The organism is Campylobacter sp. Cr9 (assembly GCF_020138295.1).
Taxonomy (GTDB): domain Bacteria; phylum Campylobacterota; class Campylobacteria; order Campylobacterales; family Campylobacteraceae; genus Campylobacter_E.
Window position 1 is genome coordinate 1 of sequence record NZ_JACGBH010000003.1, and the last position, 14,619, is coordinate 14,619.

Annotated in this window: 11 protein-coding genes; 4 read left to right on the plus strand and 7 right to left on the minus strand. The window is 29.0% G+C overall.

From position 1 onward, the window contains the following. The 3 genes from AVANS14531_RS02205 to AVANS14531_RS02215 all read right to left on the minus strand — a co-directional run. Positions 1–3,237, minus strand: a 3,237-nt coding sequence (locus AVANS14531_RS02205; RefSeq protein WP_336611163.1) for an Ig-like domain-containing protein, incomplete at its 3' end; no start/stop codon positions are given. Between the two features lie 119 nt (positions 3,238–3,356). After that, positions 3,357–4,304 (minus strand): tetratricopeptide repeat protein, encoded by a 948-nt coding sequence (locus tag AVANS14531_RS02210; protein ID WP_336611164.1) that lies wholly within the window; start codon positions 4,302–4,304, stop codon positions 3,357–3,359. A 224-nt stretch (positions 4,305–4,528) separates the two neighbouring features. Beyond that, positions 4,529–6,046 (minus strand): phosphoethanolamine transferase, encoded by a 1,518-nt coding sequence (locus AVANS14531_RS02215; RefSeq protein ID WP_336611165.1) that lies wholly within the window; start codon positions 6,044–6,046, stop codon positions 4,529–4,531. A 57-nt stretch (positions 6,047–6,103) separates the two neighbouring features. Between AVANS14531_RS02215 and AVANS14531_RS02220 the strand changes: the two genes are divergently transcribed. The 4 genes from AVANS14531_RS02220 (at position 6,104) to nhaA (ending at position 9,578) form a co-directional block, all read left to right on the plus strand. Continuing rightward, complete coding sequence (locus tag AVANS14531_RS02220) at positions 6,104–6,862, plus strand: exodeoxyribonuclease III (protein ID WP_239818162.1); 759 nt, start codon at positions 6,104–6,106, stop codon at positions 6,860–6,862. Beyond that, positions 6,852–7,232 (plus strand): hypothetical protein, encoded by a 381-nt coding sequence (locus AVANS14531_RS02225; RefSeq protein WP_336611166.1) that lies wholly within the window; start codon positions 6,852–6,854, stop codon positions 7,230–7,232. The genes AVANS14531_RS02220 and AVANS14531_RS02225 overlap by 11 nt, the downstream gene beginning before the upstream one ends. 75 nt (positions 7,233–7,307) lie before the next feature. After that, positions 7,308–8,420, plus strand: coding sequence for a glycerate kinase (locus AVANS14531_RS02230; protein ID WP_336611167.1), 1,113 nt, complete (start codon positions 7,308–7,310; stop codon positions 8,418–8,420). Between the two features lie 24 nt (positions 8,421–8,444). After that, complete coding sequence (gene nhaA / locus AVANS14531_RS02235) at positions 8,445–9,578, plus strand: Na+/H+ antiporter NhaA (protein ID WP_336611168.1); 1,134 nt, start codon at positions 8,445–8,447, stop codon at positions 9,576–9,578. A 135-nt stretch (positions 9,579–9,713) separates the two neighbouring features. On the opposite strand, the gene recG is transcribed toward nhaA, so the two are convergent. The 4 genes from recG to AVANS14531_RS02255 form a co-directional block, all read right to left on the minus strand. Beyond that, complete coding sequence (recG, locus tag AVANS14531_RS02240; protein ID WP_336611169.1) at positions 9,714–11,519, minus strand: ATP-dependent DNA helicase RecG; 1,806 nt, start codon at positions 11,517–11,519, stop codon at positions 9,714–9,716. Next, complete coding sequence (locus tag AVANS14531_RS02245) at positions 11,512–12,648, minus strand: M16 family metallopeptidase (protein ID WP_336611170.1); 1,137 nt, start codon at positions 12,646–12,648, stop codon at positions 11,512–11,514. The genes recG and AVANS14531_RS02245 overlap by 8 nt, the downstream gene beginning before the upstream one ends. Then, on the minus strand, positions 12,641–13,693 hold the full coding sequence (locus AVANS14531_RS02250) for a dehypoxanthine futalosine cyclase (RefSeq protein ID WP_239818527.1): 1,053 nt from the start codon (positions 13,691–13,693) through the stop codon (positions 12,641–12,643). Before AVANS14531_RS02250 ends, AVANS14531_RS02245 begins: the two co-directional genes overlap by 8 nt. Positions 13,694–13,802: 109 nt before the next feature. Next, a complete protein-coding gene (locus tag AVANS14531_RS02255) occupies positions 13,803–14,618 on the minus strand; it encodes a fumarylacetoacetate hydrolase family protein (protein ID WP_336611171.1) in 816 nt (271 codons plus the stop codon). Position 14,619: the final 1 nt, after the last annotated feature.

Here is a 14,619-nt window from a genome sequence, read left to right on the forward strand (position 1 = left end):
AGTCTCAATAATACCAGCTATTAGTTCTGAACTTGATTTATTTCCTACCTTATCCACTGCTTCAATTGTGATTTTATCTTTATTAGCTACATTATCAAGGCTTAAATTAAACTCTCCATTTGCATCTGAAGTTATTTCTTTGCCATTAATAATAACAGTTGTATTTGGCTCTGTTTTACCACTTACAACATAGCTTCCATCCTCTTGTGGTGTTCCTGTGATTTCTTCTAAAACAGGTGCTTTTGTATCAATATTAAATTCTATAGTTGTGCTGCTGCCATAATCTTTGTTAAATGCAGAAATAACAAATTTACCCTCAATACCTTGCTCAGGTGTGAAAGGTAATTCAAACTTACCATTAACTACTTCTACAGTTCCTATACCTGCACCATCATAAGGACTATCGCTTATTGAAATAATAAGTTGTGTTCCATCTGGAATACCACTTACTTCACCCTTAACTATAATAGTATCTTTAATAGTATCATTTGCATTTACTAAACTACCATCTTTATAAGTAAGTTCTACATTTATCTCAGCTGGCTCTTCTGGTTTAGTCGCAACACTTTCAACTCTTACGGTATCAGTTTTGCCATCAAACTCAACTCTAATAGCACCTTGATCGTTTGTAGTTACATTTGTATCTAGTGTAAATGTGAAGTTTCCATTCTCATCAACTTTAGCTATAACTTTAGTGCTATTTGAATCACTTCCTATGATATTGCTTGCAATATTAAACTCATAATCACCTGCTTTACCTGTGAAGTTTTCAAGCTTACCATTAATTACTAATTTATCGCTATCAACTTTAGCTAAGTCATCGCTTACAGTTTCATCTCCGTTGATTTCTGTAATGATTAGATTGTCAAATGTAGGATTTACTGGCTCTTCTGGAGTTTCTGTATTTGGAATTGAAGCTACTACATCTACACTATTGCTTACATTACCTGCTTCATCTCTTGCAACTAAGTCAAACTTATCGCCATCTTTTACATTGTCAAGTTCGAATTTGAAATCACCATTAGCATCAGCTTTAACTTCTTCTTTACTTCCATCAGGTTTAGTGATTGTTACTACTGCATCTGGTTCTGTATTTCCTTCTATTACAAATTTACCATCTTCAGTTGGAGTTGCTGTTACACCACTAATTACAGGAGCTTCTGTATCAGCTGGAGTTTCTGGTTTAGTTTCTGTTGCTGAGTATTCTATTCTAACAACATCGTGATTGCCATTAAATTCAACCGCAATTAAGCCTTGTAAATTTTTTGTAACATTTGTGTCTAATGTAAATGTGAAATTTCCATTCTCATCAACTTGAGCTATAACTTTTGTTAAGAAATTATCAGTATTGATAATATTACTATTAATATCAAACTCGTATTCACCTGCTTTACCTATGAAGTTTTCAAGCTTACCATTAATTACTAATTTATCGCTATCAACTTTAGCTAAGTCATCGCTTACAGTTTCATCTCCATTTACTTCTGTAATTACTAATTTATCAAATAATGGAGTTTCTGGTTTTTCTTCTGGTTTAGTTTCAGTCGCAACACTTTCAACTCTTACTGTATCAGTTTTGCCATCAAACTCAACTCTAATAGCACCTTGATCGTTTGTAGTTACATTTGTATCTAGTGTAAATGTGAAGTTTCCATTCTCATCAACTTTAGCTATAACTTTAGTGCTATTTGAATCACTTCCTATAATATTGCTTGTAATATTAAACTCATAATCACCTGCTTTACCTGTGAAGTTTTCAAGCTTACCATTAATTACTAATTTATCACTATCAACTTTAGCTAAATCATCGCTTACAGTTTCATCTCCGTTGATTTCTGTAATGATTAAGTTATCAAATAATGGAGCTTCTGGTTTAACTTCAGGTTGAATTACATCTATTGTAGTTGTATTTTCATTAGTATTACCAACTTTATCAGTTACACTAATTTCTACTTTATTATCGCCGTTATTTGGAATAGTAATTTCAAAATTACCATCTTTATCCGCTACTACTTTATCTCCATTTGGAGCAGTAATTGTTGCTTCAGGCTCTGTTTTACCTGATATTACTATGTTATCATCTACAACTTCTGCTTTAGAATCTGTAATCTCAGGAGCGATATTATCTACCATAAATGAGCTATTAACACTATTTTCTCCATTTTCTACTTGGTATTGATATAATAAATCACTATTTGATAAATCAAAACTGCAACTAAAATTACCATTTTCATCTGCTATAACTTTTACAGGGAAGAAAATTTGACCTGGATTACCATCTGGTTTAATACCTGCTAGACTAATTATAACTTCAGAATTAGGTGTTGCACCGCTACCTTTAATAATGAATTCTGTTCCATTTGTTAATTTATTATCTACTATATTTGAATTACTATCATATACATTAGCGGTTAGATTGTTTGGTTTTTCTTCCGGAGTGTTATTTCCATTGCCTTCTTCAGGATTATTATTTCCATTGTCAGGATTTGTTATATCTTCGCCATTGCCTTCTTCAGGCTTTTCTTCTGGTTTAGTTTCTGGTTGATTATTATCACCATTACCTTCTTCAGGTTGATTGTTTCCATTTCCTTCTTCTGGCTTTTCTTCTGGTTTTTCTTCTGGAGTGTTATTTCCATTACCTTCTTCAGGATTATTATTGCCATTGTCAGGATTTGTTATATCTTCACCATTGCCTTCTTCTGGTTTTTCTTCAGGTTTAGTTTCTGGTATAACAACGTTAGCTACTTCTTCAGCAACCTGCTCTAAATTTACACCATTTATTGTATTGTTTGTAGTAATAATTGCTCCATCAACTTCTCTTGATAAAACATCTGCATAAACTTCACTCTCGCTACCTGATTGTGCAAATACTACATCATTTAAAGTTCCTGTTGCAGTAGTCGCACCTGCATCACCTGCAGCAGTTGCATCAAGCTCAATTTCGCCATTATTATTTACTATATTATTTATTAAGCTATTAATTTTATCATCAATTGCAGCTTCATTTTCAAAGCTATCATTTGATAAAATACTCTTATCTAATTTAGCAACATTATCGCCTGCTATGTGTAAAACTCTGCCACTGCTAAGTTCTATATCAACACTAGCATTTTCTCCGATTGTTTTAATAGTATCGTTTAATAATACTATATCTCCTAAATTTAGTGACTTTTCACTAAGTTCATTAACAGCTTTAACATCGCCTGTTAATTTAATAATTTTTCCAGCTTCTGCCATATTTTCTCCTTGTTAATTGTAAAACGAAGAAAATTTAACGAAGTTGTATTAATTTTATTGTTTCCCCAAGGTGCAATTTTGAATAAATTTTTTAAAAAAGGGCTTATTTGCCCTTTTTTTTATTCACAAACTCTAGTATTTCCTAACTCACAAGCTTGTTTAAAATATTTTTTAGATTTTGAAGCGTTTTCTTTTATGTATGTTTTATCATTATCTTTTAAGCCTTCTTTATACATAAATCCAAGTCTAGCACATGAATAAGAATCTTTTAAATCACAAGCTTTTTCATAATTCTTAATTCCTAATTCAAATTCTTTGCTTTGTTCTTGAATAACTGCTAAGCTAGAGCAAGAATTGCTATCATCTAATTTACAAGCTAAATCATAATATTCTTTAGCTTTTTCTATATTGTTTAAATTTCTATAAACATTAGCAATTGAATTGCAAGCTTTGTAGTTATTATTTTTGCATTCTTTATCGCTTAAATCCGAAAAATTAGCTATTTTATTATTTACTGCTTGAGAAGTAATATACCAATTAGCAGCCATTTGACAAGCTAAATCATCTCCTAAACCACAAGCTCTTAAATATAAATCTATTCCTTGAACAGGACTTATTTTATCAGCAATTTCAACACAAGAACTTGCTATTCCACCATTACAAGCTTTTAATAACTCGTCTTGTTTAAATACTTTATATTCTGTTTTTTGCAAATAAGCATAAGAATCACAAGCACTATAAACATCATTTTTACAAGCATTTTCTAATAATTCATTTGCTTTTTTGATATTTTTTTCAACCCCTAAGCCTAAATAATACATTTTTCCAAGCTCTCCACAAGCTTCTTTATTATTTAAGTCACAAGATTTTTTATAATATTTATAAGCATAAGAATAAGAAATCCCAGTTCCTAAGCCAAACTCATTCATTTTTCCTAATTTGTAGCAAGAATTAGCGTTGTCTTTATTACATTCTTTTTTTAATATAGGATAAGCTTTTGCATAATCTTTTGTATCATACAAATCAGCATAAGCTAAAACACATAAAAATAACAATAATTTCTTCATAAATCTCCTTTAAAAAGTTAATATTTGGAAATAATAAGAAAAAATCGTAAATGTTAAAAAGAATAAAAAAAGGGCTGCATTTAGGAGTATAGTTGAAAAATGATTAACGATTATTTTTAGCAACCCTTTTTAAAAACAAGGAATGCATAATTATATACAACAAATTATTAAAATAATATTAAAGTAAATAAAAATTTTATAAAATTTTATAATTTTTATATTTTCTATAAATTATTTTCTAAATTATCATTAAATAAATCATAATTATTTTTATAATCTTTTGTAGAAATATTAAAAAATCCTAACAAAGTGCTAAATAAATTATCTTGAGATAAATCAAAAGCTAACTTATTTTTATTTACATATTCATAATTCATCCACAAAATTGCTGGAATTTGAATTTGCTCTTTCGGTGCTAAATAATACGGCATTCCGTGTAAATAAAACCCATTTTCACCTAAACTCTCTCCATGATCACTTAAATAAAATAAAGCTTTTTTATCTGCATTATCTTTTTCTAAAAGCTTAATTAATTTAGAAATTAAATAATCAGTATAAAGCAAGGTATTATCATAAGTATTATATAAAGCTTCTTCACTACATTCTTGAAGTTTATTTGTATTACAAATAGGCTTAAATTTTTCAAATTCTTTTGGATATCTTAAATAATAGCTTGGCCCATGAGAACCTTGTAAATGCACTATTATTAAAGTATTTTTATCTTTTTTATTTGCTAATAATTCACTAGCACTATCAACTAACCAACCATCATAATCCTTTGCTTTTATAATTGACTTTATTTCGTTACAAACGCCTTTGCACCCGCCTGTATTATTATCAAGCCAATGAACATCTATGAAGCGATTTAAAACACTTAAAACATTTTCATAATTTTCAGTTTTAGAAAAATCTACTCTATTATGAATTGAAAACATACAAGGCAAAGACTGAGCCGTAGCAGTCCCGCAAGATGAAAAATTAGAAAAATAATGAACTCCTAAATCCTTAGTATAAAAATTAGTATCGTTTTTAGCATATCCGCCTAAAGAATAATTCTTAGCCCTTGCAGTCTCACCAACTACTAAAATAAAAGTTTTACTCATATTATCATCATTCATTTTCGCATCAAGGCTTATTTTTTGTAACTCTTTTTTAGGAGTAAAATACATTTTTGCTAATTTATAGCTTGAATAAAATTGATAAAAAGGAACATTGTAGTACCTAATAATATCGTTTGCTCTTAAAAAAGGTATAAAAGTTTTTGAACTAGCAAACAATATCCCTACTAAAGCAATGATATTTATTAAAATCATAAGCAATTGAGATTTTTTACAATTTGCTTTAATTCTTAAAAACTTTAATAATATCAATGGTAAAACTACGCTTAAAAATATAAATACAAAAAAATGCCAAGATAAAAAATCATTGGCTTCTTTAATATCAGTAGCAAATAAGCTATGAATCATAATAGTATCAATTACTACACCATAAGTGCTTACAAAATACATAGCAAATCCCGTGCTAATTACCAATAAAACATAAAAGAAATATGCAAAAAATCTAAAAAAACATAAAATATTAACAGCTAAAAATATAAGCAAAAAGAAAATTGCATAAGAAATTAACAAAAATACATAATCATTTATCTTGCTTGATAAAAAATTAAGCATAGAAAAATAATTCATAAAAAATATATATAAACTTAAAATAAAATTAAATAATATGGGATTTAGCCTTAGCATTTACTACCTTTTTGTATAGTTTTTAGCATTATAAATAAGTAAATTTAAGGAATAGTTTTGAGATTAATTTCGTGGAATGTTAATGGTTTAAGAGCAATTTATGATAAAGATGGTTTTTCGTTTTTAGAAAAATACCCAACGGATTTTTTAGGTATTCAAGAAATAAAAGCAAGTCCTGATAAATTTCCAAAAGATTTAGATAAATTAGGTTTTAAAGATATTAAATCAAACTCAGCTAAAAGAGCTGGATATTCTGGTGTTATGAGTTTTTTAAACTTTGATTGTGAGACTAATCTAGCTCAGTTTTTCCCTGATGATGAAGGAAGAGTTTTAGAACATAGGTTTAAAGATATTGTATTATTTAATATCTATTTTCCTAACGGACAAAGCGGTGATGAAAGACTTGAATACAAGATGAAATTTTATGATGATTTTTTAGAATATTTAAAAAAATTATTATTAGATGGCAAAAAAATCATAATCTGTGGAGATGTAAATACAGCACATCGCCCAATAGATTTAACTCATCCAAAAGCAAATGAAAAAACAAGTGGATTTTTACCAATTGAGCGTGAGTGGATTGATAGATTGCTTGATGCTGGATTTGTTGATACTTTTAGACATATAAATGGAGATATTCCTGAAAAGTATTCGTGGTGGAGCTATCGTGCAGCTGCTAGAAGTAGGAATGTTGGTTGGAGAATTGATTATTTTTTCATATCAAATAATTTAGTTCCTTATTTAAAAGATGCCTTTATTTTAAGCGATGTGATGGGATCTGATCATTGCCCTGTTGGAATTGATATTGAAATATAAAATTAATGAATTTTTAAAGAGCAATAATGTTTGCATAATATCAACAAATGAGCCTTATAGTGCTAGTGTTTTTTATGTTTATGATGAAAACAATGAAGCCTTGCTTTTCATCTCATCTCCTAAATCAAGGCATATAAAATTAAACGAGATTAGCTCGGTTGCGGTTTATTCGACTAATCCTATAAAAGGTGTTTCTATTCAAGGAGTTTTGTTAAAAGCAAGTGAAACTCAAAAATCGCTTTATCTAAGCGTATATAAACAAGCAAGATTTGCTATAAAACATGAAATCTATGCTTTAAAATTAAAATATCTAAAATATACCGATAATACACTTATGCTACCTAAAAAAACAGAGCTTTATTATGAATGAGTTTTTGCTAGATATTGCTGCTACATTGTTTTTTAGCTTTTTGCTTATATTTTTTATTTTAAAAAGGATTAAAAAATGAATGCTTTAATAATCTGCGATAGTTTTAAAGGCTCTCTTAGCTCAAACGAAGCTAACGAAGCTATATCTAATGCTTGTAAAAAGCTAAACATTGCTTATAAATCTTATGCTATTTCTGATGGTGGAGAAGGCTTTTTAGAAAGCATTAATTCTAATTTAAATGCTGATAAAATTTATTTAAAGCTAAAAAATGCCTATGGCAAAAGAGATTATAATGGTTATTATCTTTTAAAAGATAAAAGAGCATTTTTTGAAATGGCTGAGTTTGCAGGACTTGCACAACTTAGCGAAGATGAAAAAAATCCTTGCAAAACTAGCACGAAATCACTTGGCATTGCTATAAAAGATGCGATTAAAAAAGGTGCAAAAGAATTTGTAATAGGAATTGGCGGCTCAGCAACTACTGATGCTGGAATAGGAATGCTAAGTGCTTTAGGATATAAGTTTTTAGATGGGTTTAATAATGAGCTTTTACCTATCGGAGAAAATCTAATAAAAATAAAAAGCATAAATGATGAAAATGTCTTAAAAGAATTAAAAAATTGTAGCTTTAAAATAGCTTGTGATGTGGTAAATCCGCTTTATGGAAGCAATGGTGCAGCATTTGTCTATGCAAGACAAAAAGGCGCAAATGATGAAGAGATAAAATTACTAGATTTAGGCTTAAGAAATTTTGCCCTTATTTGTGAAAAATATTTTAAAAATGATTTTGCTTTTTTAGAAGGAATGGGTGCTGCTGGAGGGCTTGGCTTTGGCTTTAAAGCCTTTTTAAATGCGGAATTTGAAAGCGGATTTTCATATATTAAAAATCTTTTAAATTTAGAAGAAAATATCAAAAACTCAAGCCTTGTAATAACAGGCGAAGGAGCATTTGATGAGCAAAGCATTATGGGAAAGGTAATCGGCTCTATAAATAATTTATGCGAAATTTATAAAAAAGATTTAATAATTTTTTGTGGAATTAACAAAAGCGATTTTAAAAATTGTTTTTCCTTAACAAATGAATATCCAAATAAAACAAAAAATGAATTAATGGACAATAATACAGCATATAAATGCTTAAATGAGCTTTCGTTAAGAGTTTTGCAAACTTTTCTTGATAAAAAATAATTTTATCAAGAAAAAGGAGATTATATGTTGAAAAAAATTGTAACTCATGAGCTTTTTGCTCCTATGCTCTTAATTTTCATGACAATACTTGCACTAATTCTTAAAAACTCTAGCTTGAATGGATTTTACGAGCTTATAACAAATTATAAAGCTGGGGTAATTTTTGGTGATTTAAATCTCATAAAACCACTTACTTTATGGGTAAATGATGGACTTATGGCTATATTTTTCTTCTGGGTAGGACTTGAGGTTAAAAAAGAGATTTTAATAGGTGAATTAAGCAATTTTAAAGCAGCAAGCTTACCTTTAATAGCAGCTTTAGGCGGAGTAATTGTGCCTGCTTTAATTTATAGCTTTTTAAATATCAATGATAGCTTTGCACTGCAAGGATTTGCGATACCAACTGCTACTGATATTGCCTTTGCTTTAGGAGTGTTACTGCTTTTAGGAAATCGCATTCCAAAATCTTTAACTATATTTTTATTAAGCCTTGCGATATTTGATGATGTTGCAGCAATTATCATAATCGCCTTATTTTATACGAATGATTTAAGCGTTTTAAGCCTTAGCTTAGCAACTTGTGGTTTAGCAGTTTTATTAGTGCTAAATTACTTACATATTTGCATAAAAAGTCTTTATGTAATTGTTGGTATTTTTATTTGGGTTTGTGTTCTAAAAAGTGGCGTTCATGCAACACTAGCTGGAATGGCATGTGCATTTTTTATCCCACTAAAAACTAAAGATAATAAAGAATTTTTAGAGCATATAATGCATGATTTAACCCCTTATGTAAATTATCTTATCTTACCATTATTTGCATTATTTAATGCAGGAGTTTTAGTAAGTGGCTTAAGCTTAAATGATTTTAATGCTGTATTTTTTGGAGTATTTTTAGGACTTTTTATAGGTAAGCAATTAGGAGTTTTTAGCTTTGTATTAATTGCTTCTAAATTTGGCTTTAAATTACCATCAAATAAATTGCAATTATATGGCGTTTGTATACTTACAGGCATCGGCTTTACTATGAGCTTTTTTATAAATACACTTGTATTTGAAAACACACCTGAATTATTTAATAGTGCAAAACTAGCCATATTAAGCGCTTCTTTTATCTCAGCCGTGCTTGGCTATATCTGGCTAAGATTTATTAGCAAATAAACCTAATTCCTAATTCAAATTCTTGAATTAGGAACTTAATTTTATATTACTTATAATTTATTTAATCATTGCTAAAGCAAATTCCTATTTCAAATTCCAGAAATTTTAAAGAATTTGAAATAGGAATTTGAAGTTTTATTTATCTTGTAATTTATGAATATATTCTTTTGCTTTTTGTAAAATTATATTATCGCTTGTTTCATCAAAGTATTTAAAGCTAGCTCCGTGCTGATAATCTCCATCAATCAAATCGCCACTTTTACGATTTGCCAAATCAATTTCAGCTATTTTAAATCCATCAAGAGTTTTGCTAAACTCTATTAGTCTATCACTAAATTCATTCTTGCTAAGCAAATAACAATAACTCTTAACCCCATTTCTTCCAACCCTTCCACGAAGCTGATGAAGAGTTGATAAACCATATCGCTCAGGTGCAACAATTACGATAATGCTAAGGCGAGGCAAAGAAATTCCAACTTCAATAATCGTAGTGCTTAGCAATACATCGCCTTTTAAAGCAAATTCACTTAAAACATTATCCTTTTCTTTATCCTTGCCATGCGTATAATAAACATTTTTAAAATGTTTTTCATAATAAGGTATAACGCTTTCAAGTGGCTTGTAAGTATTGGTTTTACCCTCTTCTATTAAAGGATATACAATTATTGCTTGATGGTTTTTTTCGTTTTCAATTCTTATATGATTAAATAATTCCTTGCTTTGCTCTATCGTAATTAGCTTTGTTTCAATTTCTTTTTTAAAAGGTAGCTCTTTTATGAATGAATAACTATAAATATCACTATTAATTAACGCTGTAGTTCGTGGAATCGGCGTAGCACTAAACTCTATATAATGTGGATTTACATCATTCGTAGTTGCAAGTTCTTTTAATCTCATTCTTTGTTTTGCACCAAATCTTTGTTGCTCATCAATCATAACCAAACTTGCATCGCTAATATCAGCCCAAAGCAAAGCATGAGTTCCTATTACAAAATTTGCGTCTTGTAATTCATCTTGCATAAATTTTGTTTTAGCCCCACTAAAATGCAAGATTTTTACAAATCCTGGCATAAGTCTTTTGGCTTCTTCGTAAAGTTGTTGGGCTAAAACACTCGTTGGAGCCATTAAAATAGCTTTATTTGGATAAGTCATTAAAGCTGCTGCAAAAATCACTAAGCTTTTTCCACAGCCTACATCTCCCATTGTAATTCTAATTTTATGCTTTGCGTTTTCTAAATCACTTTTAATATCTAATATAGCTTTTAATTGATCGTTTGTAGGACTAAATGGCAAGCTTTTTAGCCATTTATTTATATCATGAGTTTTAAGTTTTTTATATAAAGTATCATTTTTATAAGTTTCATTTAGTCTTCTAATATGATGAAAAATCTCAACGAATTTTAAGCATTCATTTAATTCATCGCTATTTAGCAAAAGCATTGCATCTGATGAGTTTTCGCTCATTGTTAAAAGCAATTTTATATGCTCATCTAATAAATCATAAGCTTTTAGACTCTCGTAATTTAAATATTTCTTTTTAATTTCGCTAATACTCTTATCGCTTACGCCTTTTATCATATAATTTGCAGTGATTTCTCCGCTATTTTTGATTATTTTTGGATTAACAAATTGCAAAAGCCCTGCAAAATCATTTAATTTCCCATAAATAAGCAGCTCTTTATTAATAGCAAATAAAGCATTATGAAAAGGTCTTGCATTAAATATGGTAATAGTGCATTCGCATTCCCAATTATATGAATACGCAATGCAAGTAAGCCTTTTGCCAGCTAATTGTTTTTTAGATTTTATAACTACTTTTGTGCAATTTAATTCATTTAAAATAGGTGCATCATTTAGCCTTAAATCATCAAATTTTTTAGGCATTAAAAGCGCTAAATCTATTAAATCCTTACAAGCTAATTTCTCTAAATCTTTATTCATTGCCACTAATTACATAAAAACTTAAATTATTTATTAAAGTTTGTGATTTTAATAATTCATTACATTCACATAATTTTAAATCTTTTATAATTTGAGTAATTTGTTTTAACTCACCTTGCGCTAAATCATTAAAACACTCACTACAAGCTATTAAATGTCTATTTTGAGTGGTTGCGTATTTTAAAATCTCACTACCTACTAAAAATTCTTTAGCCTTTTTAAACTCATCTTCACTAATTCCATCACTAATTAATCTAGCAAACTCAGCTTTTACTATCTTAATCGCTTCATCTTTGCTTTTATTTTTAGTTTGTAAATAGCCTTGAATTAAGAAATTTTTCTTAAATGCAGTAAAAAATGCAAAAGCCGAATACGCTAAGCCCCTTTTAACCCTTATTTCTTCGGTAATTCTTGAGCCAAAGCCTCCACCTAAAACATAGCTAGCAAGCCCAATTATAGCTCTTTGTTTAAGCGAATTAATCTCAACGCTTGAGATAAATCTAACAAATGCTTGAGAAATGTTTTTGCTCTCTTCTTTATAAAAACTCTCATTTGTTTTTAAGCTTTCATAAGTTGAGTTACCTGCATTTAAAAGCTCTTTAATTTCTTTTAATTCTGCTTCATCTAAATTTGCACTTATTACGATTTTATTAGTTTGATTTTGAAAATTTTTTATGTATTCTTTAAAATCCTTTTTATTTAGATTTTCGTAATCTCCAAATTTATCATTTTTAAAATCTGCTTGAAAATAATTTTCGTATAATCTCATCTTTGCTAGATTATCGTATTCTTGAAGATGAATTAAAAAATAATTTTTTATCTTATCTTTAATCAAATCATAATTTTTAAAATCATCATAATTTAACATAGTTTTAAAAGCTTTTAAACAAGTTTTTAGCTCTTTTTTAAGGCATACTAAATCAAATGTAAAATCAAAAAAATTAGCACTAGCAGTAATTTCTATGGCTCTTTGCTCAAGTTTTATATAAAACTCATCATCTAAACTCTCGTTATAAAAAAACTCAGCAGCCATTGCGTTTGCATTGTTTTTAATTCTTCCGTAATTTGGATAGTTTATGCTTAAATAAACTAAATCATCATTAGTTTTTAAATGTATAAAATTATTCATTGTAATATTCCAAAATATTATATGCTGTATCTCTTTTCGCTGGAATTTCATCTATATCACGGATTAATTCTATCATTTGCTCTTCATTCATTCTATATTTTGCACCTGCAGCTGCAACAACATTTTCTTCCATCATAGTTGAGCCTAAATCATTTGCTCCAAATTTTAATGCGAGTTGCCCTATCATTGAGCCTTGAGTAACCCAAGAGCTTTGAATATTTGCAAAATTATCAAGATAAATTCTTGATATTGCCAATAATCTTAAATAGCGATTTGAACTTGCGTGCATTAGGTTTGGATTTTCAGCCTTTAATCTCGTATTTTTTCCTTGAAAGCTCCATAAAATAAAGGCTCTAAAACCACCGGTAATATCTTGAAGATTTCTTAAATAATCTAAATGTTCAATTATTTCTTCATCACTTTCAATATGCCCAAACATCATCGTAGCACTACTAAGCAAGCCTAATTCATGAGCTTCTTTGTGAATTCTAAGCCAAGTAGCGGTGTCGCACTTACTAGGTGCAACGATATCTCTTACTCTATCGCTTAAAATCTCAGCTCCGGCTCCAGGAATTGAAAATAACCCCGCATCACTCATTCTAGCTAAAACTTCTTTTGTGCTAATCTTGCTAATTTTTGCAATATATTCAATCTCAACTGCACTAAAACCATGAATTGTAATGCTAGGATAATTTGTGCTTATATATTTTAATAATTCTTCATACCAAGTAATATCAAGCTTTGGATGAACTCCACCTTGAAACAATATCTGAGTGCCACCGATTGCAAGTAATTCTTCAATTTTTTTGCCTATTTCTTCATAACTTAAAATATAACTATCGCTATCCTTTGCATGACGATAAAAAGCACAAAATTTACAATCAACCAAACAAATATTTGTGTAATTAATATTCCTATCAACTACAAAGGTTGTAAGTTTATTTGGATGAAGTTTTCTTTTTACACCAAAAGCAATTTGCCCTAAAGTAGCTAAATCACAATTTTGCAATAAATTAAGCGCTTCGGCTTTGCTAATTCTAGGCACTACGCCCTTTGGAGCATAAGGATTTTCCCAATCCTTATGGATTTCGTAAGCTGTTGTTTTATAGTTTGTATTTATTTTTTTACTTAGTAATGCTGCGTTCATATTATCCTTACTTTATATAATTTATTAATGAGCCAAGACGCTCAATTTTACATTCAATTTTATCCCCACTCTTTAAAAACTTAGGAGGATTAAAGCCCATTCCTACTCCACTAGGCGTTCCTGTGCTAATAATACTTCCTGCTTTTAGCTTTGTATAATTTGATAATTCTTTTAAAATATAAGGAATATCAAAAATCAAAAGATTTGTATTAGAACTTTGTCTTAATTCATCATTTACAAAGCATTCTATTTTTAAATTACTAGCTTCTTTTATACTTAAATCGGTATTTATAAAGCTACCAAATGGACAAGAATTAGCTAAACTTTTTCCCATATACCATTGCTTGTGTTTGTTTTGAATTGCTCTTTCACTAACATCGTTTAAAATAGTATAACCTAGAATATAATCATCAAAATTAGAATTATCATCTAATTTATAAGCATCTTTTTTAAGTATAAATGCAAGTTCACATTCATAATCTAATTTTTCGCCTTTTATATCAAGTGTGTCAAATGGATTTGAAAACTCATTTACTCTTTTTGCAAAATAAACTGCTTCTTCTCTTTTGCCATCAAACTCAACACCTTTAAAAGCATAGCTTTCTTTTGCATGTTCAAGATAATTAATTCCTAAGCAAATAATATCTTGATAAGGCGCTTTAATAGGTGCAAGTAATTTAACTTCACTTAACATAAAAGCATCTTCAATTAAGTCTAATTTATCAAAATAAGAAGTATAATTTTTAAAATATCCAACCTTACCATTATCTCCTAAATGCCCATGATAAACAACATTATCTTTAATAAATCTAATTAATTTCATC